Source organism: Pseudomonas sp. CLCA07 (assembly GCF_053615335.1).
In genome coordinates this window covers 3,544,094-3,567,831 of sequence record NZ_CM132131.1, presented here as the reverse complement: position 1 = coordinate 3,567,831, position 23,738 = coordinate 3,544,094, and the positions used below count along the sequence as shown (strand labels likewise).

Here is a 23,738-nt window from a genome sequence, read left to right as displayed (position 1 = left end):
TTTTTTGCTGGGCTGCGTTGCTCGGAACTTATTTGGAAAAACCAAACTGCGTTCCTCGCGCCTTGCCCAGCAAAAAATGGGGCGGCGTCGCGGTCGTCAGCAAGCGCCAACCGTCCCTGGAGACGGCGCGCACTTGCAGAAATTTTGAGGTGCTTGGAGAGGCGGCCTGGGTAAGGCCGCCGAATCTTCAGCGAGTTGTTGCCAGTTCCTGTTGGACGCTGGCGACAGTGCGAGGCCAAGGTTTACCAGCCTGAACCTTCGCTGGCAAGGCCTTGATGGCAGAAACGGCTGCATCACGATTAGCGAAGTTGCCATAGGTGATGACATACAACGGCTTGCCGTTGAGGACTTTCTTGAAATAACGGTACTCGCCGCCCTGCTCTTTCACGAAGTTTTGCGCAGACGCTTCGGAGCTGGTGCCGAGAATCTGCACCACGTAATTGCTCGTAGGTTGTCCGGCGTACCAGGTGCCGCCAGCGGCTTTGGCTGTGGGAGCTGGCTTCTCGGCAGGCTTGGCGGCTGCCACGGCGGCAACCTTGGCTGGCGCTGGAACCGGCTTCGCGGCAGGTGCAGTCGGAGCTGGCTTGGCGGTTGCGACCTGCGTCGGCGCGGGAACAGGTTTGGTGGCCGGTGTCGGCGCTGGGCCCGGCTGAACGCCCGCTGGCGGCGCGACGGTGGTCACAGTAGGCGGTGTAGCGCTGGAACCCTCGACCGGCACGCCATCGTCGCCTTCGGTGATGCCACCGGCGGCTTCAGCCAACGGACCGCGCATGACCGGTTGCGAGTTGCCGACCAGCGGCAATGGCATCGGCTGCGAGTTACCGGCGAATTCGACGGAAGGTGCACCGCCGTTAGACTGTGGCGAACCTTGACCGAGCGGCAGCTGTGCCTGTTCGTTGGCAGGTGCGCCGGTGGTCGGTGCTTTGCTGCGACCCGGAATCAACCAGGCGGCGGCTACCGCGACCACGACAACGGCGGAAATCGCCAATACGTGTTTCTTCGGCATGTTGAACCCCATTTTTGGACGCTTCACCGCTGAGCGGCTGGCAATCATGGCTTCGATCATTGCATCGCGGGCAACCTGGTTGATGTTGCCAGGCCAACCGTCGGAGCTTTCGTGAATATCAGAGATCTGATCTGCGGTGAAAAGTTCGATACCCCGACCAGCGCCTTCGAGCCGCTGGTCCAGATATTCGCGGGTTTCTTCTTCGGTGTAAGGCTGCAGTTCGATCACGTGGAAACGCTCTTCCTCAAGGCTTAGCGCCTCAAGCTGAGCGATCAGCGACGACTCGCCAAACAGGAACACATGCGGGCGACCTTCCGGTGCGCCGGCGGCCAGGGCCATCAGGGCTTCGAGCGCGGATTCGTCGAGCTGCTCGGCGTCATCCACCAGCAAATAGACTTCCTGGCCGGTCAACGCCAGTTGCACCACTTGCGCCAGGATGGCGCCGATTTCGGCCTGTTCGACGTTCAGCGCTTGAGCCACCTGCAGCGCTTGAGCCACCTGGCGCAAGATGCCAGCCGAATCGCCAGCGCCGCGAGCGGACACCACCACGCTCTGCACCGACTGCTTGTTGGTGCTGGCCACCAGAGCCTGACGCAACAGGGTCTTGCCACTGCCCTGCGGGCCTGTGACCACCAGCAGCAACTGGCTATAGCGCGCCAGGTGATGCAGTTGCCCCAGCACCGGTTTGCGCTGGGCCGGGAAAAATTTGAAGCCAGGCACCCGTGGAGCAAAAGGGTCATGACTTAACTGGTAATGGCCGAGGAAAGCCTCGTCGGCATGCAAACTAGTCATCGGGATCTTATTAACCTTTAAGCTGAGCCAGGGCGCGGTAATCCGCTCCCAGCGTGGCCTGTAAAACCTCTTTCGGATAATCGTCGGTCACCACCGCTTCGCCCATGTGGCGCAGCAGCACCAGGCGCAAACGACCGTCGATCACTTTCTTGTCAATCGCCATGTGTTCAAGGAAATCGGCTTCGGTCATCTCTTCAGGCGGGATGACCGGCAGTCCGGCACGCTGGAACAGGCGAATACCGCGATCACGCTCTTGTTCACTGATCCAGCCCAGTCGGGCCGACATTTCCAAAGCCATCACGGTGCCGGCAGCGACGGCCTCACCATGAAGCCAGACACCATAGCCCATGTGGGTTTCAATGGCGTGGCCGAACGTATGACCGAGGTTCAATGTGGCACGAACGCCGGTCTCTTTTTCGTCGGCACCGACTACCGCAGCCTTGGCGGCGCAAGAGCGCTCAATGGCGTAGGTCAGGGCGACCTGGTCCAGAGCGCGCAGGCGATCGACGTTTTCTTCGAGCCAGGTCAGGAACGGCTCGTCGCAGATCAGCCCGTACTTGATGACTTCGGCAAGCCCGGCGGACAGTTCGCGGGCCGGCAGTGTATTGAGGGTCGCGGTATCGATGAGCACTACGTTCGGCTGATAGAACGCACCGACCATGTTCTTGCCCAGCGGATGGTTGATACCGGTCTTGCCGCCCACCGAAGAGTCGACTTGCGACAGCAACGTGGTCGGCACTTGAATGAAATCAACGCCGCGCTGGTAGCAGGCGGCAGCAAACCCGGCCATGTCACCAATCACACCGCCACCAAGGGCGATCACGGTGGTACGGCGGTCGTGCCGTGCGGTCAGCAGGCCGTCGAAAATCAGTTGCAGGGTTTCCCAGGTCTTGAAGGCTTCGCCATCGGGCAGCACCACGGAAATCACCGAGAACTGCGCCAGGCTGCGGGTCAGGCGTTCGAGGTAGAGCGGTGCAACGGTCTCGTTGGAGATGATCGCTACTTGCCGTCCGCGAATATGCGGGGCCAGCAGCTCAGGCTGATCCAACAAACCTTCGCCAATGTGAATCGGGTAGCTGCGCTCGCCTAGATCGACCTTGAGTGTCTGCATGTGTCCCCGCAATGAAGATGAAATCAGGCGTCCCGCCTTGAGTTATCGAATGTCCACGGTGCCTGCTGGTGTAATGCCGTTCGGTAGCCATCCGCCACAACCTTGAGCAGTCATGACAGGACGCCGAGGATAGCGCATTTCGCGCCGCGCATTAACGGGGAGGTAGCTGTTGCAAGCGTTCGAGAATGTCGAGCACTACCATTCGCGGCGGCCGCTCATCGGTTTCAACCACCAGGTCGGCAATTTCCCGATAGAGCGGATCGCGGATAGCCAGCAGATCCCGCAGGGTCTTGGCCGGATCGGCGGTACGCAACAGGGGGCGATTGCGGTCACGGGCAGTACGACCCACTTGCTGCTCGACGGAAGCATGCAAGTAGACCACCCGACCACCGGCATGCAACGCCCGACGATTGGCTTCGCGCATCACCGCGCCACCTCCGGTCGCCAGCACCACGCCATCGCAGCCGCACAGTTCGGCAATCATCGCCTCCTCGCGGTCACGAAAGCCTGGTTCGCCTTCTTTATCGAAAATCCACGGGATATTGGCGCCCGTGCGCAATTCAATTTCCTTATCGGAATCTTTGAACGGCAGGCGCAGCTCTTTGGCCAGCAACCGGCCGATGGTGCTTTTACCAGCGCCCATCGGTCCAACAAGAATCAAATTTCGCACAGAATCAATGACTCACAGCAATCGCCTGATTGTTCATGATACGCGGAGTGAGAAATACCAGCAGCTCGGATTTTTTCTCCGAAACCACGTCACGCCGGAAAAGGCGGCCAAGATACGGCACATCGCCGAGAAATGGCACCTTATCTACAACCTTGCTCTGAGTATTTGAGAAAACTCCGCCAATGACGATGGTCTCGCCGTCATTGACCAGGACTTTGGCATTGACCTCGTTTTTCTTGATCGGCGGCACATCCTGCACCTTGTTCAGAAAGTCCGGCTCGTCCTTGGTGACCTTGACCTCCATGATGATCCGGTTATCCGGCGTGATCTGCGGCGTGACTTCCAGCGACAGCGCGGCCTCTTTGAATGACACCGAGGTCGCGCCACTGGAGCTGGCTTCCTGGTAGGGAATCTCTGTGCCCTTGAGGATTTTGGCGGTTTCCTTGTCGGACGTGACCACCTTGGGCTGCGAGACGATTTCACCGTTGCCGGTTTTCTCCATCGCCGTCAGCTCAAGGTCCAGCAACACGTTGTCGGTGATATAGGCAATGCCGATTCCCGACGTACTGCCCGCCGCCCCCAGGTCGACAAACGGCGAGTTGGTATCGCCACTGCCCGGTGTACCTATGGTCGTCGAACCATTGCTGACCCCGGACGTGTTCCAGTTGCCCTTGTTCTGCACTGAACCACCCCAGCGCACGCCGAGGCTTTTGTCATAGTCGACGTTGGCTTCGACGATTCGCGCTTCGATCATCACCTGACGCACCGGAATGTCCAGTTGCGTGACAATGCGGCGAAGTTCATCGAGGTTGTCCTGGGTCTGGTAGGCAATGATGTTGTTGGTCCGCTCATCCACCGTGATCGACCCACGCTCGTCGTCTTTAGCCTCGGCGCTGGTCACCGACTGAAACAGCTTGGCGATGTCGGCAGCCTTGGCGTAGTTGACCTGCAAGAGCTCTCGACGCAACGGCGCCAATTCGGCGATCTGCTTCTGCGATTCCAGTTCCTGACGTTCCCGGGCAGCGATTTCATCGGCCGGCGCCACCAACAGAACGTTGCCGATCTTGCGCTTGTCCAGCCCTTTGGTTTTCAGCACCAGGTCGAGCGCCTGATCCCACGGCACGTTTTGCAGCCGCAAGGTGATGCCGCCCTGCACCGTGTCGCTGGCCACCAGATTGAGGTTGGTGAAATCGGCAATCAGTTGCAGCACCGAACGTACATCGATGTCCTGAAAGTTCAGCGAGAGTTTTTCGCCGGTGTAGGCGAAACGCTCTGCATTGCGCTTTTGCAGATCGTCGGGGGTCACCGGCCGGATGCTGACGGTCAGCTTGTTGTCGGTCTGGTAGGTCGAATAGTCGAAAGTGCCGCCAGGCTCGATACTGATCGTGGCCCGGTCGCCCGTGGCGCTGGCATTGACGAATTGCACCGGGGTGGCGAAATCCTTGACGTCCAGTCGCACGCGCAACTTTTCGGGCAATTGGGTCCTGGCGAATCCGAGAATGATCTTGCCTTCGTGTTCCTGGATGTCCGGGGCAATGGACGGATCCGATAAATCGATGACCACATTGCCTTCACCCTGGGTGCCGCGCTGGAAGTCGACGCCGCGAATGGCCTTACTCACAACAGGGTAGGTTTTTGCCGGCGCTGGGGTTGTCCGCTCGGCACGAGGTTCGCTCGCCGCCGGTTTCAATGCCTTGCCATTGGCCCCCTGCCCGATCACCACCAACAAATTGTTGCCTTCGACTTTTGCGCTATACGGAGTCAACTGCGTCAGGTTAATAATGAGCCGCGTGCGGTCCTTGGCTTCCACCACCGTTGCGCTGCGGGCATTACCGCCGCCCAGGTCGCGATTTTTACTCGCCAACTGACTGACCACGCCGGGCAGGTCCAGCGCAATCCGCGCCGGCTGTTCGGTCGTGTAACCGTGGGGCGCAGGGGGCGGCCCATCGAAAGACAACTTCAACTCGATGCGATCACCCGGCAGCGCGGCAACATCCAGCGCTTTGAGGTTGGTCGCCAGCACCATCGGAGACATCAACGCTATCCATAGCGAAATACCGAGGGTTGAGAAAGTCCTGTTCATTATTCGAGTTCCACTATGAGTGCTCTTTCAAAGGAAGGGTCCGTGGTCGCTCCAGCCAGGCACCCTCGCCATCGGGAACGATTTCGACTACATCGACTTGTGAACCGCTGATGGCGACGATCCGTCCATCGTTACGCCCCAGGTAATCGCCGACTTTCAGCCGATGCACCCCGCCCGCTCCGCGTAACAGCGCAAAGGAGCCGGTGGCATTGGAGATCGTGCCGACCATTTCAAACTGCTCGATGTTGAATCCTTCGAGGTATTGCTTGATCCGATTGTGGTCAGGGTTGACGTTGTGTGAACCGCGCTTCTGGCCGGCCAGGTCCACTCTGACCTGTCGGGAAAACGGGCTTCGCAGGTTGGCGGCGCTGTAGGTGAACGCTGGGTAAGACCGAAACGTCGGCGTTGGTTCAATTCTGCCTGGGGCACGCAGACGCATTTCGTTCAAATAGGCATCCAGGTCGCCGACATCGTTGCCACCGCCACACGCGCTCAGGCTGGCGAACAACAACACCATCGATAAACAACGGACCGGGCTCATTTCTGCACCCCGGTGTCGTTGTAGCGGTAGGTCTTGGCGAGGATGCTCATGCGCAACTTCGGACCTCCTTCAGGATTGGCCGGCGCAAGCTTGAAATCATGCAGCGTCACGATCCGGGGCAGCCCGGCCACACCGCTGACAAAGGTCGCCAGGTCATGGTAGGCGCCGGTTACCGTGATCTGGATCGGCAGTTCGATGTAGAACGGCTGGGCGACTTCCGGCAGCAGTTTGATCTCTTCGAACTCCAGCCCGCTGCCAAGGCCCGTGCGGGTAATGTCCTCCAGCAGACCGGGGACCTCGGTGTCGCTGGGCAACTGCCGTAGCAGCACGCCAAAAGAGACCTCCATTTCCTTCATTTGTTGGGTGTACAACTCCAGATTCGCCGCCATGCGGGCTTTAGTCGAGAACTGCTCCTTGAGGGTCGACTCTTCCTCGCGCTTGAGATGGAGTTGGTCCTCCAGTTCACCGAGGTGAAAGGCGTACCCGAGCGCCAACACCAGCACCATCAGCAGAACACCTGCCATCGCCTTGATCGCCGGCGGCCAGGAACCCATGTTGCTGGTGTCCAGATCGTTGATATCGACATTGCGCAGCCCTTCTAACCATCGGGACGGGCTCATTGATCGTCCCCCACGGCAGTGGGCTGCGTCAGACGAACGGTCAGTTGAAAGACATTGGCCTGATCCAGCTGACCGACGGTCGTCGCTTTGACCTCTGTAAGACTCGGGGCATCGAACCAGTCGGACGCATCCAGATTGCGCATCAAATCCGACACACGATTGTTGGACTCCGCAGCGCCAGTGATGGACAGGGTTTTGCCGAGCATTTTCACTTCGGTGAAATACACACCATCCGGCAACGTGCGCGCCAATTGATCGAAGATCCGACCACTGATCGGCCGGTTGCCTTGCAGGTCCTGAATAATGCGCATGCGTTCGACCAACTGCTGGCGACGGGCTTTCAGATCACTGATCTGTGCTATCCGCTCGTCGACCACTGCAATCTGTCTAGCGATGTAATCGTTACGGGCAACCTGCCGATCGATGGCGCGGTTAATGAACTGATCCGCGACCAGCACCGCCCCCACGGAGCACAGCAGCACGCCGACCAACGTCACCAGAAAACGCTTGCGGCGTTCTTCTCGTCGCTCCTCGCGCCAGGGTAAAAGATTGATCCGCGCCATCAGTCGAAACTCCTGAGAGCGAGCCCGCACGCAATCATCAGAGCCGGCGCATCACTGGCCAGCGCATCGGCGTTGACCTTGCTGCTCAAGGCCATGTTGGAGAACGGGTTAGCCACCTGAGTCGGCGTGCCCAAGTGCTGCTCGATCAATCGATCAAGCCCCGACACCGACGCTGTGCCACCGGCCAACAGAATGTGATCGACCTTGTTGTACTGGCCAGAGGCAAAGAAGAACTGCAACGAGCGTGAAACCTGTTGCACCAGCGCCTCGCGAAACGGTTGCAAGACTTCGCTGACGTAGTCATCCGGCAAACCGCCCTGTTTCTTCGCCAGCCTCGCCTGTTCAACCGTCAGGCCATAACGGCGCTGAATGTCCTCGGTCAGTTGCCGACCACCGAACAATTGCTCGCGGGTATAGATGATCTTTCCGTCGTGCAGCACGCTGAGGGTGGTCATGGTCGCGCCGATGTCCACCACCGCGACCGTCAGCCCCTCCTGAGAGGCGTTCAGCTGCGCTGATAGCAACCCGAAAGAACGTTCCAGTGCATAGGCCTCGACATCAACTACGCGCGCGGTCAGGCCGGCCAGGGCCAGGGCCGCTTCACGGACCTCGACGTTTTCCTTGCGACAGGCGGCCAGCAGTACCGTCACCCGCTCGGGGTTACGCGCGGACACGCCCTGGACTTCGAAGTCGATGGCGACTTCATCCAACGGATAGGGGATGTACTGATCGGCCTCGATCTTAAGCTGGTTTTCCAACTCGTCGTCGGAAAGACCGCCGTCCATCTCTATGGTCTTGGTGATCACCGCCGAGCCGGCCACTGCCACCGCCACGTTCTTGAGGCTGGTTCTGGCCTTGAGCAGCACACGAGCGAGCGCATGCCCGACGCCTTCGAGTTCGGCGATGTTTTTTTCGACCACGGCATTAGCGGGCAACGGCTCTACAGCGTATGCCTCGACCCGATAGCGGCCGCCCTGGCGGCTCAGTTCCAGAAGCTTTACCGACGTCGAACCGATGTCGATTCCCAACAGCGAGTTGGCTTTTTTATTGAAGAGTCCTAGCACTACCAATTCCCTATGACTTTCCGTGTCTTACGGACTCTGTAATATCCGTTGCGTTCATTACCTCCCGTCTTGACAGAAGCGCCCATGACGTTCCCTGCGGAAAAATGCTTATAATGCCCAGCGTTTTTTTCCGGTTTTTACTTCAAGCGCGGGCCGTTCCCTGTTTATCTGAACCCTGATGCCTCATTCATTCTTTGCCCTGGATGTCCAAAAGCCTTGATTCGTCTGCTGAAATTTTTCGGTTGGTCCATCGTCGCCGTTTTCTGCGGACTGCTCCTGGGTCTAAGCGGCGCCTTTCTCTACCTTAGTCCCGGATTACCCTCCGTGGAGGCGCTGAGAAGCATCCAGTTGCAGATTCCTTTGCGGGTCTACAGCAGCGATGACAAGTTGATCGCAGAGTTTGGCGAAATGCGCCGTACTCCGATCCGTTTCGCCGACATTCCCCCCAATTTCATTAATGCGTTACTAAGTGCTGAAGACGACAATTTCGCCAACCACTACGGCGTCGATCCCAGCAGCCTGATGCGTGCCGCCACCCAGCTGGTCAAAAGCGGACACATTCAGTCCGGTGGCAGCACCATCACCATGCAGGTGGCGAAGAACTTCTTCCTGACCAGCGAACGCAGCTTCTCGCGCAAAACCACCGAAATTCTCCTGGCCTTGCAGATCGAACGGCAGCTGACCAAGGACGAGATCCTTGAGCTGTACGTCAACAAGATCTACCTGGGCAACCGCGCCTACGGCATTGAGGCGGCAGCGCAGGTCTATTACGGCAAATCGATTCGTGATGTCAGCCTCGCCCAGATGGCGATGATCGCCGGCCTGCCCAAAGCCCCGTCGCGCTTCAATCCGCTGGCCAACCCGGCCCGCAGCAAAGAGCGCCGCGACTGGATTCTGGGGCGCATGTACAAGCTGGGGAAAATCACCGAAGCCGACTACACCACGGCGATCAACGAGCCGCTGAACGCCAGCTATCACGTACCGACACCAGAAGTGAATGCGCCGTACATCGCCGAAATGGCCCGGGCTGAAATGGTCGGCCGCTACGGCAGCGACGCCTACACCGAAGGTTTTCGCGTAACTACGACCGTGCCGAGCAATCTGCAGGAAATGGCCAACACCGCTGTTCACGATGGCTTGATCACGTATGACCAGCGCCATGGCTATCGCGGCCCCGAGTCGCGCCTGCCGGGCAAGACCCGTGAGGCCTGGGCAACCGAACTGACCAAGCAACGCACCATAAACGGCCTGGAACCCGCCATTGTCACTCAGGTCGACAAAAACGGCCTGCAAGTGATGACCCGCACCGGTGAAGGACACCTCAGCTGGGACAGCATGAAGTGGGCGCGGCCGTTCCTGAACACCAACAGCATGGGGCCCAATCCGAAGCAGCCGTCGGATGTGGCTCAGGTCGGTGACTTGATTCGCGTGCAGCGTCAGCCGGACAACTCGCTGAAATTCAGCCAAATCCCGCAGGCACAAGGCGCACTGGTTTCACTGGATCCGCAGAACGGCGCCATTCGTGCGCTGGTCGGCGGTTTCGCCTTCGAACAGAGCAACTACAACCGCGCCATGCAGGCCAAGCGCCAGCCTGGCTCGAGCTTCAAGCCGTTCGTCTACAGCGCCGCACTGGATAGCGGCTACACCGCCTCCAGCCTGGTGAACGACGCGCCGATCGTGTTTGTCGACGAATACCTGGACAAGGTCTGGCGTCCGAAGAACGACACCAACACCTTCCTCGGCCCGATTCGCCTGCGTGAGGCGTTGTACAAGTCGCGCAACCTGGTGTCGATCCGCCTGCTGCAAGCGATGGGCGTCGGCAAGACCATCGACTACATCACCCGCTTTGGCTTCAACAAGCAGGACCTGCCGCCCAACCTGTCGCTGGCGTTGGGCACCGCAACCCTGACACCGATGGAAATTGCCACCGGCTGGAGCGCTTTCGCCAACGGCGGCTACAAGATCACCCCGTACATCATCGACAAGATCGAAAGCCGTAAAGGTGACACGCTGTTCGTCGCCAACCCGCCGAGCGTTCCTCAGGGCGACGTAGCGACCAGCGGCATTGCTGTGCCGGCCGCACAGTCATTTACAGTCAACGCGATCCCGGCCGAGGCACCCGCCGCGCCGGGTATTGCACCGCCAACGCCAGCCGTTGCCGAGCGCATCATCGATGGCCGCACGACCTACATCCTCAACAGCATGCTGGAGGATGTGATCAAGCTCGGTACCGGCCGTCGCGCTCTGGCTCTGGGACGTAGCGACATCGCGGGCAAGACTGGTACGACCAACGAATCCAAGGATGCGTGGTTCTCCGGCTATAACGCCGATTATGTGACCACCGTCTGGACCGGTTTCGACCAGCCGGAAAGCCTGGGTCGCAAGGAGTTCGGCGGTACCGTCGCGCTGCCGATCTGGATGAACTACATGGCTGCGGCCCTTAAAGACAAGCCGCCGCATACGCAACCAGAGCCCGAAGGCATCCTGAGCCTGCGGGTCGACCCGGTCAGTGGTCGTGCCGCCAGCCCAGGCACGCCTGGCGCGTACTTCGAACTGTTCAAGGCCGAAGACACGCCACCATCGGCGGATGAGCTGGGTAACGGCAGTGCGCCGGGCAGCCCGCTGCCAGCGGATGAAGCGGCGCCGATCGATTTGTTCTGATCGCGTAGCGCAACGCAAAAGCCCCGCCTTCGGAAGAAGAACGGGGCTTTTTTGTGCCTGCAATCTCTACAATGTCTGTGATGGCCTCTTCGCGAGCAGGCTCGCTCCCACAGTGGATTGGGGTGTACTCCAGATTCATGTACACATCGGACAAATGTGGGAGCGAGCCTGCTCGCGAAGAGGCCATCACAGTCACCCACAAACTTGCGGACATAAAAAAGCCCCGACTCAATAAGAGCCGGGGCTTTTGGGTTGAAGCGCTACAACGGCTTAGCCGTTGAACACGTCATCCACGCTTTTCAGCGGGTAGTTCTTCGGATACGGCAGGGTCGCTACGCCGGTCTCGATAGCAGCCTTGGCCACGGCATCGGAGATCACGGTGATCAGACGGGCATCCATTGGTTTCGGAATGATGTACTCACGGCCGAATTCCAGTTTGATGCCGCCGTAGGCGTCGCACACTTCCTGAGGCACTGGCAGTTTGGCCAGTTCACGCAGGGCGTTGGCCGCAGCCACTTTCATTTCTTCGTTGATGCGCTTGGCGCGAACGTCCAGGGCACCACGGAAGATGAACGGGAAGCCCAGTACGTTGTTCACCTGGTTCGGGTAGTCCGAACGGCCGGTGGCCATAATTACGTCGTCACGGGTGGCGTGAGCCAGTTCCGGGGAGATTTCCGGATCCGGGTTGGAGCACGCGAACACGATCGGGTTGGCCGCCATGGACTTCAGGCCTTCAGCGCTCAGCAGGTTCGGGCCGGACAGGCCCACGAACACGTCAGCACCGGTCAGCGCGTCAGCCAGGGTGCGTTTGTCGGTCGCGTGAGCGAAGACAGCCTTGTACTGGTTCAGGTCGTCACGGCCGGAGTGGATCACGCCAGTACGGTCAACCATGAAGATGTTTTCGATGTTGGCGCCCATGCTCACCAGCAATTTCATGCAGGAGATGGCGGCCGCACCGGCGCCCAGGCAGACGATCTTGGCGTCAGCGAGGGTTTTGCCAGCGATTTCCAGGGCGTTGATCATGCCGGCCGCGGTAACAATTGCGGTGCCGTGCTGGTCATCGTGGAATACCGGAATGTCGCACTGTTCGATCAGAGCGCGTTCGATCTCAAAGCACTCAGGTGCCTTGATGTCTTCCAGGTTGATGCCACCGAAGGTGATCGAGATGCGCTTGACGGTGTCGATGAAGGCTTGCGGGCTTTCGGAGTCGACTTCGATGTCGAAAACGTCGATGCCGGCGAAGCGCTTGAACAGCACGCCTTTACCTTCCATCACAGGCTTGGAAGCCAATGGGCCGAGGTTACCCAGGCCGAGAATCGCGGTGCCATCGGAAATGACTGCCACCAGGTTACCCTTGCCGGTGTATTTGTAGGCCAGTTCAGGATCGCGGGCGATTTCGCGTACTGGTTCGGCTACGCCGGGGCTGTAAGCCAGCGACAGGTCGCGGGCGGTAGCGGTGGCCTTGGTGAGCTCGACACTCAGCTTCCCTGGACGAGGATGGGCGTGATATTCGAGAGCGGCAGTTTTCAGATCAGACATTTTGGCATTCCGCTTTTACTGTGGGACAGACTGGTCAGCGAGGATACGCGCCTCGCAAAATCCCCACAAGACTGACCAGTCACCCCTGTCAAGCGCCCGGCCTTACGACTTTGGGCCAAGAGCCACGGAACACAAGGGATTGACTGTTCACAATCGACAACAAAAATGTCTACAATTCTTTCTTACTGCGCCGTCTGCAACATCGACGGATCGGTCAGCGGAAGAAGCCAGCGTGCCTGTCCGGATATCAATTCGCCGTGACGCGAACGATCCAGCACCCAGCCACGCGCCTCAATCTGCTTGCCCTTGAGCTTTTCCAGCGCAGAAACATCGAATTGCCCGAGCACATTGGGTGCAACGCGCAATACAACCGAGTCCTGCAACTCGATCCAAACCCCACCGCGATTGCGCTGAACATTGCTCACACGACCGCTGAGCACGGCGAAACCAGAAACGCTGATCTGCTCCGTTTTCAGTACAGGGGATTGCCGCCATACGCCAAGGCCGGCCTCCCGGGCGCTGCGTTCGGCGGCTTGCTGGCAACTGACCAAATCAACATTGGGTGCCACCGCTACTTGAAAACCCAAGCCTTCGGCAAGCATCTGCGCTTCGAGGTTGGCACCGTCAGCGCCATAGACATGGGCCAGCGTGCGACCGTAGCGATCCTTGTTTTCTTTACCCGGCAGCAAATCGACGCGCCCATTGCTGGCCGCCACCAGCGCTTCAAGACGTTTGCGCGCGATCACGGCAAACGGCTCGTCGGAACGGCCCTGTTTGGCCAGTTCCGGTGTATTCAAGCCGATCATGCGCACACTGCGGCCATCGCTCAGGCGCAATGTGTCTCCATCCACCACCCGCTGCACCGTGACCGATGTCAGCCCGCTCGGCGTCGGGCAGAAGGCCTGGGCGCCGGTCAGCCAAATCGCAGACACAAAAAAGGCGCCCGCAAGGGACGCCTTTTTCAACAGCAAGGAAAAGCCCATCGGGCCCTTCAACCTTACTCTGCAGCAGCTGGAGCTTTCTTGCCGAAAGCGCCGAAACGGTCTGCGAAGCGCTGTACACGACCGCCAGTATCCAGAGTCTTCTGCTTACCGGTGTAGAACGGGTGGCACTCGTTGCATACGTCGATCGCCAGAGGCTTGGCCAGGTTCGAACGAGTTTCGAACTTGTTGCCACAGCTGCAGGTAACTGCGGTGATTTCGTATGTTGGATGGATATCGGCTTTCATGATGATTCCTCAGGCTAGCGTGCCGCCACTCAACACTATTGTTGAATACCGCACGTAATTAGGCCGCGGATTCTACCAGACATCGCCAATCACGCAAGCTGTCCCTCAAACCAGTCGTCTGCTAGGCTCCCGACCCAAAGCATCGTCCCTGTAGGAGCGAGCTTGCTCGCGAAGAGGGTGTGTCAGTCAGCATTCATGTCGTCTGACACAACGCTTTCGCGAGCAAGCTCGCTCCTACAAGTAATGCGCCCGGTTTTTCATTTTTTGCCCGCCCAAAGAGATCCCCCCGCGTGCCCGACGCCATTTTGCGCCTCGCCCTGCCTTCGCCCCTGCGCCGCCTGTTCGATTACCGTGCCCCGGCCGGGATCCTGCGCGCCCAGTTGCATCCCGGCATGCGCTTGCGGGTGCCGTTCGGACGACGGGAAATGATCGGGATTCTGGTGGAGGTCACCGATACCAGCGAAGTGCCGGTGGAAAAGCTCAAACCCGCGCTGGCCCTGCTCGACGCCACGCCACCGCTGCCACCGGCGCTGTTCAAGCTGTGCCTGTGGACCTCCCAGTATTACCAACACAGCCTCGGCGATACCTTGAGTTGGGCGCTACCGGTGTTGCTGCGTCAGGGCGAACTGGCTGAAGCGCGCCAGGAACGCTTCTGGTCTGCCGCGCCGGGCGCCAGCCTGGATGATCCGCGCATTGCCCGCGCACCGCGCCAGCGCGAAGCATTGGCGACGCTGGCCCAACATCCCCACGGCGTTGCTCATCAATTGCTGAGCAAGCTGATGTTGAGCAAAGACAGCCTGGATTTGTTGCTGGCCAAAGACCTGGTGCAGGTAGAAATCCGCAAACACGCCCCCGGCGCGCGTCACGAGCACTGGCTGGCGCAACCGGAATTACCGCTGAACCCGGAGCAGCGCGCGGCGTATGAAGCCATCCGCGCCGGGTTCGACAGTTATCACGCATTTTTGCTGGCCGGCGTCACCGGCAGCGGCAAGACCGAAGTCTATTTACAGCTGATCCGCGAAACTCTTGAGGCTGGCAAACAAGCGCTGGTGCTGATCCCGGAGATCAACCTCGGCCCGCAAACCCTGGCGCGCTTCGAACAGCGCTTCAATGCGCGCATCGCCTTGATCCACTCAGCGGTCAATGATCGCGAACGCCTCGAAGCCTGGCTCGCCGCTCGGGACGGTGACGCCGACATTATTATCGGCACCCGCTCGGCGCTGTTCACGCCGATGAAAAACCCCGGCCTGATCATCATTGATGAAGAACACGACGGCTCCTATAAACAGCAAGAAGGCTTGCGCTATCACGCCCGCGACCTTGCATTGGTCCGTGCCCGACAGGAAAACATCCCGATTGTCCTCGGGTCCGCCACGCCCTCATTGGAAAGCCTGCACAACGCCTACACCGGCCGTTATGGCCTCCTGCGGCTGAACGAGCGGGCGGGTGGCGCAAAGCAACCGCGCTTCCTGCGCCTGGATGTAAAAAGTCGCCCGCTGGACAGCGGTATTTCTGGGCCGATGCAGCAAGCCATCGGCCAAACGCTGGCCGCCGGCCAGCAAGTCTTGGTTTTCCTCAACCGTCGCGGCTTTGCGCCGACACTGCTGTGTCACGACTGCGGCTGGATGTCTGAATGTCAGCGCTGCGATGCGCGGATGACCGTGCACCAGCGCTCCGGCGAGCTGCGTTGCCACCATTGCGGCTACGTCGAACGCGTACCCCGGCGCTGTCCGAAATGCAGCAAAGTCGACTTACGGCCCGTGGGCGCCGGCACCGAGCGCGCCGAGGAACGGCTGGCGATTTTATTCCCGGACGTCCCGGTGCTGAGGGTCGACCGTGACAGCACCTCGCGCAAGGACGCGATGAATCAGCTGTTCGCCACCATTCAAAAAGGCCAGCCGTGCATTTTGGTAGGCACGCAAATGCTTGCCAAAGGGCATCACTTTCCACGGGTGACGCTGGTGTCGATTCTCGATGCCGACGGCGGGCTGTTCTCCGGCGACTTCCGCGCCAGCGAGCGCATGGCGCAATTGATTGTTCAGGTCGCCGGTCGCGCCGGGCGAGCGGAAGAGCCGGGCAAAGTGATCATCCAGACGCACCTGGCGGACCATCCGCTGCTGGTGCAACTGACCGAGCAAGGGTATTTCGCTTTTGCCGAGCAAGCGTTGAGCGAACGCCGCTCCGCTGGATTACCACCGTTTGCCCATTTGGCGCTGCTGCGCGCGGAAGCGCACAAACCGGGGCAAGCCGAAGGGTTTCTTGATGAAGCGTGCAGCGAGGCCGAGCGGTTATTGGCCGAGCAAGGCCTGACCGGAATCGAGCTGCTGGGGCCGGTGCCCGCACCGATGGAGCGCCGCGCCGGACGTTATCGTGCACAGTTGTTGTTGCAGGCTACGGCACGGGCGCCACTGCATCGGTTGTTGAGCAGTTGGTTGCTGGTGCTGGAGCAGATGCCGAGCGGACGGGCGGTGCGTTGGTCCCTGGATGTCGATCCGGTGGATTTGTATTGATAGAAAGATCGCTATCACCTGTAGGAGCTCGGCTTGCCGGCGATAGCACCCTCGAGATCGCCATCGCCGGCAAGCCGTGCTCCTACACGCGATAGCGGTCGATTTGTCACCACATATCCATAACCAGCCCGCTATAGTTGGCAAGCCCGTCTTCGCCACGGATAATGCCCAGTTTTTCCACCAGCGCATCGAAGCGCGTACCGCGCTTGCGGTCGAAAGAGACCACCATGAAAGACACCATTCGCCAGCTGATCCAACAAGCCATCACCCAACTCGTCAACGAAGGTGTGTTGCCTGAAGGCCTGTCGCCGGCGATCCAGGTGGAAAACTCCCGCGACAAGAAGAACGGCGACTTCGCCAGCAACATCGCCATGATGTTGGCCAAACCGGCCGGCATGAAGCCGCGTGACCTGGCGGAAAAAATCATCGCCGCGTTGCCGGCTGATGAAAACGTCAGCAAAACCGAAATCGCCGGTCCAGGCTTCCTGAACTTCTTCCAGAACACCCAGGCCCTGGCCACTCGCCTTGACGCCGCACTCGCCGACAAACAAATCGGCGTGCGCAAGGCCGGCCCGGTGCAGCGCACCGTGGTCGACCTGTCGGCGCCGAACCTCGCCAAAGAGATGCACGTCGGCCATTTGCGCTCGACCATCATCGGTGACGGTGTTGCGCGAGTACTGGAATTCCTCGGCGACGAAGTGATCCGTCAGAACCACGTGGGCGACTGGGGCACCCAGTTCGGCATGCTGATGGCGTACCTGCAGGAAAACCCGATCACCAGCGACGAGCTGTCGGACCTGGAAAACTTCTACCGTGCGGCCAAGCAGCGCTTCGACGAATCCGAAGAGTTTGCTGATCGCGCCCGTGGCCTGGTGGTCAAGTTGCAAGCCGGCGACCCGGACTGCCTGGCGCTGTGGACCAAGTTCAAAGACATTTCCCTGTCGCACTGCCAGAAAATCTACGAACTGCTGAACGTCAAACTGACCATGGCCGACGTGATGGGCGAAAGTGCCTACAACGACGACCTGATCAACGTAGTCAACGACCTCAAAGCCGCCGGCATGCTGGTCGAGAGCAATGGCGCCCAGTGCGTGTTCCTCGACGAGTTCAAGAACGCCGACGGCGACCCGCTGCCAGTGATCATCGTCAAGGCTGACGGCGGCTACCTCTACGCCACCACCGACCTGGCGGCCGTGCGTTATCGCAGCGGCAAGCTCAAGGCTGATCGCGCGCTGTACTTTGTCGACCAGCGTCAGGCCCTGCACTTCCAGCAAGTGTTCGCCGTGGCACGCAAGGCCGGCTTCGTGACACACCCGATGGAAATGGAACACATGGGCTTCGGCACCATGAACGGTAAAGATGGCCGTCCATTCAAAACCCGCGATGGCGGCACCGTGAAGCTGATCGACCTGCTGACCGAAGCCCAGGAGCGCGCCTACACCCTGGTGAAGGACAAAAACCCGGAGCTTGCCGATGACGAGTTGCGCAACATCGCCAAGGTGGTGGGCATTGGCGCAGTGAAATACGCCGACCTGTCCAAGCACCGCACCAGCGACTACAGCTTCAACTTCGACCTGATGCTGAACTTCGAAGGCAACACCGCGCCGTACTTGCTGTACGCCTACACCCGCGTCGCTGGCGTGTTCCGCAAACTGGGCAAGGACTTCACCGAAGTCGAAGGCCAGATCGTGCTGGAAGCCGCCCACGAACACGAACTGGCCGCCAAACTGGCGCAGTTCGGCGAAATACTGAACAACGTGTCCGACAAAGGCACGCCGCATATCCTCTGCACTTACCTGTACGATGTGGCCGGCCTGTTCTCCAGCTTCTACGAGAACTGCCCGATCCTCAGCGCTGACACTCCGGCGCAAATGCAGAGCCGTCTGCGCCTCGCCGCACTGACCGGCCGCACTCTCAAGCAAGGCCTGGAACTCTTGGGTCTGGAAACTCTGGAGCGTATGTAAGTTGGCTGCCAAGAAAAAACCTGCACCCAAGCGTGGCGCCAGCCGTTACCAAGCCCCTGCAAAACAGCCGATTCCGGGCTGGCTGTGGATGGCCATCGGCCTGACGGTCGGCGCGTTCATCGTCTTCCTGATGAAACTGGAACCCGGCAAAGGCAGCGACACGGTCAAGCGCGAGAAGGTGGAGCAGCAACAGAAAGCCACCAAGATCGCCGAGGCCAACAAGACCCCGCCGAGCCCGACGCAACCGGTGAAGCCGAAGTACGACTTCTATACCCTGCTGCCGGAATCGGAAGTGATCGTGCCGCCGGATGCCGTGCCGGAGAAAACCCTGCCGACGCCGCAAGTGCCGGCGATTCCGACCACGCCGGTGACGCCTGCGGAAGCGGCGAAGATCGATACAGCGCGGGCTCAGGCTGCACTGGCCGGGATTACACCGCCGCCAGCGCCACCGGTGTCGAAAGCAGCGCCAGTGACCAAGTTCTTCCTGCAGGCTGGTTCGTTCCGCAAACAAACTGACGCAGACAAGGTTCGGGCGCAGATCATTCTGCTGGGTCAGTCGGTGGCGGTTGAGTCCGGCACAGTAAAGGATGAGACCTGGTATCGCGTTTTGGTCGGGCCGTTCAGCAACCGCGAACAACTGACGACGGCGCAGAAACAACTGGCCGGCGCAGGGTTTAGCAACCTGTTGTTACAACAACGCCAGAGCCGCTGATCCCGCCAGGGATACCGCGTCATCGTTCATCGCTGGCAAGCCAGCTCCTACAGAATGTTCGTCAATCCCTGTAGGAGCCGGCTTGCCGGCGAAGGCGCCCTTCCCGACAACACATCCATCACCCGCCGCCAACCGCTCGTCCCTCGCCTCACCTCACAGTTGAAATACGCTCCACCACCCCCATATGAGTTGGCATAAGGCATTTTCGCCCCGCTGCGTGGAGACTCTCCCTTGACCACCATCGTTTCAGTTCGCCGCCACGGCAAAGTCGTCATGGGCGGCGACGGCCAGGTTTCTCTCGGCAATACCGTGATGAAAGGCAACGCGAAGAAAGTTCGCCGCCTGTACCACGGGCAAGTGATCGCCGGTTTTGCCGGGGCCACGGCTGACGCCTTCACCCTCTTCGAACGTTTCGAAGGCCAGCTTGAGAAACACCAAGGTCACCTGGTTCGCGCCGCCGTCGAACTCGCCAAAGAATGGCGCACCGACCGCTCCCTCAGCCGTCTCGAAGCCATGCTCGCCGTCGCCAACAAAGACGCCTCCCTGATCATTACCGGCAATGGCGATGTGGTTGAGCCTGAAGAAGGCCTGATCGCCATGGGTTCCGGCGGCGGTTACGCCCAGGCCGCTGCCAGCGCGCTGCTGAAGAAAACCGATCTGTCGGCCCGGGAGATCGTCGAAACCGCTCTTGGCATCGCCGCCGACATCTGCGTATTCACCAATCACACCCAGACCATTGAGGAGCAGGACTGCGCCGAGTAAGCCCGTGTTGGCCATCGCGCCACGGCTCATTCTTGCTTGAGGTCCGCTAAATACTATGTCCATGACTCCCCGTGAAATCGTCCACGAACTCAACCGCCATATCATCGGCCAGGACGATGCCAAGCGCGCCGTCGCCATCGCGCTGCGTAACCGCTGGCGCCGGATGCAGCTGCCTGAAGAGCTGCGCGTTGAAGTAACCCCAAAGAACATCCTGATGATCGGCCCGACCGGTGTCGGTAAAACCGAGATCGCCCGTCGCCTGGCCAAACTCGCCAACGCGCCGTTCATCAAAGTCGAAGCGACCAAGTTCACCGAAGTCGGCTATGTGGGCCGCGACGTTGAATCGATTATTCGTGACCTGGCTGACGCTGCGATCAAATTGCTGCGCGAACAGGAAATCACCAAGGTGCGCCACCGCGCCGAAGATGCCGCTGAAGAGCGCATCCTTGATGCCCTGCTGCCACCGGCACGCATGGGTTTCAGCAACGAAGACGCTGCACCGTCGGCTGATTCCAACACCCGCCAGCTGTTCCGCAAGCGCCTGCGCGAAGGTCAGCTGGACGACAAGGAGATCGAAATCGAAGTCGCCGAAATGGCCGGCGTCGACATCTCTGCGCCACCGGGCATGGAAGAAATGACCAACCAGTTGCAGAGCCTCTTCGCCAACATGGGCAAGGGCAAGAAGAAAAGCCGCAAGCTCAAGGTCAAGGAAGCGCTGAAACTGGTGCGTGACGAAGAAGCCGGTCGCCTGGTCAACGAAGAAGAGTTGAAAGCCAAGGCGCTGGAAGCAGTCGAGCAGCACGGCATCGTGTTCATCGACGAAATCGACAAGGTGGCCAAGCGCGGTAATTCCGGTGGCGTCGATGTGTCCCGTGAAGGCGTACAGCGTGACTTGCTGCCGCTGATCGAAGGCTGCACCGTCAACACCAAGCTGGGCATGGTCAAGACCGACCACATCCTGTTCATTGCTTCCGGTGCGTTCCACCTGAGCAAGCCGAGCGACCTGGTGCCTGAGCTGCAAGGCCGCTTGCCGATTCGTGTCGAACTCAAGGCGCTGACACCGGAAGATTTCGAGCGCATTCTCAGCGAGCCGCATGCATCGCTCACCGAGCAATACTGTGCCCTGCTGAAAACCGAAGGCCTGGGCATCGAGTTCCAGCCGAGCGGCATCAAGCGCATTGCCGAGATCGCCTGGCAGGTCAACGAGAAGACCGAGAACATCGGTGCCCGTCGCCTGCACACCTTGCTTGAGCGCTTGCTTGAAGAGGTGTCGTTCAGCGCCGGCGATCTGGCCAGCGCCCATGACGACAAGGTGATCATGATCGACGCCGACTACGTCAACAGCCACTTGGGCGAATTGGCGCAGAACGAAGACCTGTCCCGTTATATCCTGTAAGCCAAGCGACCCTCTGTAGGAGCACAGCTTGCCGGCGATGGCGCACTTGAGATCGCCATCGCCGGCAAGCCGTGCTCCTTCAGGAGTCAGACCACGCGCCTACAGACGGACTCCAGGTCATGACCCAACTCCCCACCGACATCAAACTGCACAAAGCCTCGAAAACCCTGTCGCTGAAATACGCGTCTGGCGAGGAATATCATCTGCCCGCCGAGTTCCTGCGCGTGCACTCTCCCTCCGCCGAGGTCCAGGGCCACGGCAAACCCATCCTGCAATTTGGCAAGATCAACGTCGGCCTGACCAAGGTAGAACCGGCCGGTCAGTACGCACTGAAATTGACCTTCGACGACGGCCACGACAGCGGCCTGTTCACCTGGGAATACCTTTACGAACTTGCGCGACGTTATGACGCACTCTGGGAAGACTATCTTGCCGAGCTCAAAGCCGCCGGAAAAACCCGCGATCCGAACGAATCCATCGTCAAGCTGATGCTCTAAATCGGCCCTCTTGCTCTTTAGAAGGCATTTTCTAATTTCATCTGTTTGAATGCTCGGCTCAAAGGCCAATGATTGGCCTGCTTGCGAAAAAAATTAAACTCGGGTAACCAATGGAACTGGCAAGTTCCCTGCAATGCTCTCTGAACTAAAAAGCAGCGATGCAGAATTATCGGTCACCCGAGTAGCAGTACCTGGAATTGGCTTTTTGACTATTCAGTCAACCCCAGGTACTCGTCTTAAGGCAATGGAGCGTCGTAGATGAGTAACAAGAATAACGATGACTTGAAATCACAAGCCTCGGAAAACACCTTGGGGCTGAATCCAGTCGTTGGGCTGCGCGGAAAGGATCTTTTGGCTTCTGCTCGCATGGTGCTCAGACAGGCCATCAAACAACCGATTCACAGTGCCAAGCATGTCGCCCATTTCGGCCTTGAACTGAAGAACGTGGTATTCGGCAAATCCGAGCTTCAACCGACACCCGAAGACCGCCGCTTCAACGATCCGGCCTGGACTCAGAACCCGCTCTATCGACGTTATTTGCAAACGTACCTGGCCTGGCGCAAGGAGCTCCACGAGTGGATCGGCGACAGCAATCTGTCACCCAAAGATGTCGCTCGCGGGCATTTCGTGATCAACCTCATGACCGAAGCCATGGCCCCGACCAACTCGGCGGCCAACCCGGCGGCGGTCAAACGCTTCTTCGAAACCGGCGGTAAAAGCCTGCTCGACGGCCTCTCGCATCTGGCCAAGGACATGGTGCACAACGGCGGCATGCCGAGCCAGGTCAACATGGGCGCATTCGAAGTTGGCAAGAGCCTGGGCGTAACCGAAGGCGCCGTGGTGTTCCGCAACGATGTACTGGAGCTGATCCAGTACAAGCCGACCACCGAGCAAGTGCACGAGCGCCCACTGCTGGTGGTGCCGCCACAAATCAACAAGTTCTACGTATTCGACCTGAGCCCCGATAAGAGCCTGGCGCGCTACTGCCTGCGCAGTAATCTGCAGACCTTTATCGTCAGCTGGCGCAACCCTACCAAGGAGCAGCGCGAGTGGGGCCTGTCGACCTACATCGAAGCGCTCAAGGAAGCGGTCGATGTGGTCAGCGCCATCACGGGCAGCAAAGACATCAACATGCTCGGCGCCTGCTCCGGTGGCATCACCTGCACCACGCTGCTGGGCCATTACGCGGCAATCGGCGAGAAAAAGGTCAACTCCCTGACGCTGCTGGTCAGCGTGCTGGATACCACCCTGGACAGCGACGTCGCCCTGTTCGTCGACGAGCAAACCCTGGAATCCGCCAAGCGCCAGTCCTATCAGGCCGGTGTGCTGGAAGGCCGCGACATGGCGAAAGTCTTTGCCTGGATGCGCCCCAACGACTTGATCTGGAACTACTGGGTCAACAACTACCTGCTGGGCAACGAACCGCCGGTGTTCGACATCCTGTTCTGGAACAACGACACCACACGGTTGACGGCCGCGTTCCACGGCGACCTGATCGAGATGTTCAAAAGTAATCCACTGATCCGCCCCAATGCACTGGAAGTGTGCGGTACGCCGATTGACCTGAAACAAGTCACCGCCGACATCTATTGCCTGGCCGGCACCACCGACCACATCACCCCATGGAAGTCCTGCTACAAGTCAGCGCAACTGTTTGGTGGCAAGGTCGAATTCGTGTTGTCGAGCAGCGGGCATATCCAGAGCATTCTGAACCCGCCGGGCAATCCGAAATCACGCTACATGACCAGCAGCGAGATGCCGGTCAAGGCCGAAGAGTGGCAGGAGAACTCCACCAAGCACACCGATTCCTGGTGGCTGCACTGGCAGGCATGGCAAGCCGAGCGTGGGGGCAAGTTGAAAAAGGCGCCAGCCAGCCTGGGCAACAAAACCTACTCCGCCGGCGAAGCAGCGCCAGGCACTTATGTCCATGAGCGGTAACTGACACACCTCGCGCCCCTGTAGGAGCCGAGCTTGTGTGGTGAGGGGGCTTGCCCCCGTTGGGCGCGAAGCGCACCTAAA

20 protein-coding genes are annotated in these 23,738 nt (G+C 59.6%); 8 read left to right on the top strand and 12 right to left on the bottom strand.

The genetic code is table 11. The features are described 5' to 3' along the window. Nucleotides 1–187: 187 nt before the first annotated feature. The 8 genes from ACWGZX_RS16520 to ACWGZX_RS16485 all read right to left on the bottom strand — a co-directional run bounded on the left by ACWGZX_RS16520 (nucleotide 188) and on the right by ACWGZX_RS16485 (nucleotide 8,450). Complete coding sequence (locus ACWGZX_RS16520; protein WP_452624624.1) at nucleotides 188–1,798, bottom strand: AAA family ATPase; 1,611 nt, start codon at nucleotides 1,796–1,798, stop codon at nucleotides 188–190. Between the two features lie 10 nt (nucleotides 1,799–1,808). Continuing rightward, nucleotides 1,809–2,909 carry a 3-dehydroquinate synthase gene (gene aroB, locus ACWGZX_RS16515; protein WP_084323151.1) on the bottom strand — a complete coding sequence of 367 codons (1,101 nt, stop codon included), beginning with the start codon at nucleotides 2,907–2,909 and terminating at the stop codon, nucleotides 1,809–1,811. Between the two features lie 151 nt (nucleotides 2,910–3,060). After that, nucleotides 3,061–3,579: a shikimate kinase AroK gene (gene aroK, locus ACWGZX_RS16510; RefSeq protein ID WP_223519958.1), complete on the bottom strand. Its 519-nt coding sequence runs from the start codon at nucleotides 3,577–3,579 to the stop codon at nucleotides 3,061–3,063. A gap of 4 nt (nucleotides 3,580–3,583) precedes the next feature. Then, nucleotides 3,584–5,662 carry a type IV pilus secretin PilQ gene (gene pilQ / locus ACWGZX_RS16505; protein ID WP_452624623.1) on the bottom strand — a complete coding sequence of 693 codons (2,079 nt, stop codon included), beginning with the start codon at nucleotides 5,660–5,662 and terminating at the stop codon, nucleotides 3,584–3,586. Between the two features lie 13 nt (nucleotides 5,663–5,675). Beyond that, nucleotides 5,676–6,203 (bottom strand): pilus assembly protein PilP, encoded by a 528-nt coding sequence (locus tag ACWGZX_RS16500; RefSeq protein WP_452624622.1) that lies wholly within the window; start codon nucleotides 6,201–6,203, stop codon nucleotides 5,676–5,678. Continuing rightward, nucleotides 6,200–6,823 carry a type 4a pilus biogenesis protein PilO gene (pilO, locus tag ACWGZX_RS16495; protein ID WP_452624621.1) on the bottom strand — a complete coding sequence of 208 codons (624 nt, stop codon included), beginning with the start codon at nucleotides 6,821–6,823 and terminating at the stop codon, nucleotides 6,200–6,202. The genes ACWGZX_RS16500 and pilO overlap by 4 nt, the downstream gene beginning before the upstream one ends. Then, the gene (locus tag ACWGZX_RS16490; RefSeq protein WP_452624620.1) at nucleotides 6,820–7,386 is read right to left on the bottom strand and encodes a PilN domain-containing protein; all 567 of its coding nucleotides are present in this window, start codon (nucleotides 7,384–7,386) and stop codon (nucleotides 6,820–6,822) included. Before ACWGZX_RS16490 ends, pilO begins: the two co-directional genes overlap by 4 nt. Further along, on the bottom strand, nucleotides 7,386–8,450 hold the full coding sequence (locus tag ACWGZX_RS16485) for a pilus assembly protein PilM (RefSeq protein WP_452624619.1): 1,065 nt from the start codon (nucleotides 8,448–8,450) through the stop codon (nucleotides 7,386–7,388). The genes ACWGZX_RS16490 and ACWGZX_RS16485 overlap by 1 nt, the downstream gene beginning before the upstream one ends. A gap of 219 nt (nucleotides 8,451–8,669) precedes the next feature. Here ACWGZX_RS16485 and ACWGZX_RS16480 point away from each other — a divergent pair, with 219 nt between their 5' ends. Continuing rightward, nucleotides 8,670–11,111, top strand: a complete 2,442-nt coding sequence (locus ACWGZX_RS16480) for a penicillin-binding protein 1A (protein ID WP_452629027.1) — start codon at nucleotides 8,670–8,672, stop codon at nucleotides 11,109–11,111. 270 nt (nucleotides 11,112–11,381) lie between these two features. Here ACWGZX_RS16480 and ACWGZX_RS16475 read toward each other — a convergent pair whose 3' ends face one another. From ACWGZX_RS16475 to rpmE, 3 genes are all read right to left on the bottom strand, one after another. Beyond that, nucleotides 11,382–12,650, bottom strand: a complete 1,269-nt coding sequence (locus ACWGZX_RS16475; protein WP_201115270.1) for a malic enzyme-like NAD(P)-binding protein — start codon at nucleotides 12,648–12,650, stop codon at nucleotides 11,382–11,384. A gap of 182 nt (nucleotides 12,651–12,832) precedes the next feature. Beyond that, nucleotides 12,833–13,633: a thermonuclease family protein gene (locus ACWGZX_RS16470; protein WP_223519944.1), complete on the bottom strand. Its 801-nt coding sequence runs from the start codon at nucleotides 13,631–13,633 to the stop codon at nucleotides 12,833–12,835. A 14-nt stretch (nucleotides 13,634–13,647) separates the two neighbouring features. After that, complete coding sequence (rpmE, locus tag ACWGZX_RS16465) at nucleotides 13,648–13,878, bottom strand: 50S ribosomal protein L31 (RefSeq protein WP_007899231.1); 231 nt, start codon at nucleotides 13,876–13,878, stop codon at nucleotides 13,648–13,650. 290 nt (nucleotides 13,879–14,168) lie between these two features. On the opposite strand from rpmE, the gene ACWGZX_RS16460 reads away from it, so the two are divergent. Further along, on the top strand, nucleotides 14,169–16,388 hold the full coding sequence (locus ACWGZX_RS16460) for a primosomal protein N' (RefSeq protein WP_223519942.1): 2,220 nt from the start codon (nucleotides 14,169–14,171) through the stop codon (nucleotides 16,386–16,388). A gap of 106 nt (nucleotides 16,389–16,494) precedes the next feature. On the opposite strand, the gene ACWGZX_RS16455 is transcribed toward ACWGZX_RS16460, so the two are convergent. Further along, nucleotides 16,495–16,617: a hypothetical protein gene (locus tag ACWGZX_RS16455; protein ID WP_263288380.1), complete on the bottom strand. Its 123-nt coding sequence runs from the start codon at nucleotides 16,615–16,617 to the stop codon at nucleotides 16,495–16,497. On the opposite strand from ACWGZX_RS16455, the gene argS reads away from it, so the two are divergent. From argS to phaC, 6 genes are all read left to right on the top strand, one after another. Then, nucleotides 16,616–18,352 carry an arginine--tRNA ligase gene (gene argS / locus ACWGZX_RS16450; protein WP_452624618.1) on the top strand — a complete coding sequence of 579 codons (1,737 nt, stop codon included), beginning with the start codon at nucleotides 16,616–16,618 and terminating at the stop codon, nucleotides 18,350–18,352. The two genes, ACWGZX_RS16455 and argS, sit on opposite strands and share 2 nt — an antisense overlap. Nucleotide 18,353: 1 nt before the next feature. Next, entirely contained in the window at nucleotides 18,354–19,064 is a 711-nt protein-coding gene (locus ACWGZX_RS16445) for an SPOR domain-containing protein (RefSeq protein ID WP_223519938.1), read from the top strand. Between the two features lie 231 nt (nucleotides 19,065–19,295). Continuing rightward, nucleotides 19,296–19,826, top strand: coding sequence for an ATP-dependent protease subunit HslV (hslV, locus tag ACWGZX_RS16440; protein WP_046031180.1), 531 nt, complete (start codon nucleotides 19,296–19,298; stop codon nucleotides 19,824–19,826). Between the two features lie 55 nt (nucleotides 19,827–19,881). Then, on the top strand, nucleotides 19,882–21,222 hold the full coding sequence (gene hslU, locus ACWGZX_RS16435) for an ATP-dependent protease ATPase subunit HslU (RefSeq protein WP_452624617.1): 1,341 nt from the start codon (nucleotides 19,882–19,884) through the stop codon (nucleotides 21,220–21,222). Nucleotides 21,223–21,341: 119 nt separating this feature from the next. Then, nucleotides 21,342–21,719, top strand: coding sequence for a gamma-butyrobetaine hydroxylase-like domain-containing protein (locus ACWGZX_RS16430; protein ID WP_452624616.1), 378 nt, complete (start codon nucleotides 21,342–21,344; stop codon nucleotides 21,717–21,719). 258 nt (nucleotides 21,720–21,977) lie between these two features. Beyond that, nucleotides 21,978–23,657 (top strand): class II poly(R)-hydroxyalkanoic acid synthase, encoded by a 1,680-nt coding sequence (phaC, locus tag ACWGZX_RS16425; protein WP_452624615.1) that lies wholly within the window; start codon nucleotides 21,978–21,980, stop codon nucleotides 23,655–23,657. Nucleotides 23,658–23,738 lie beyond the last annotated feature (81 nt).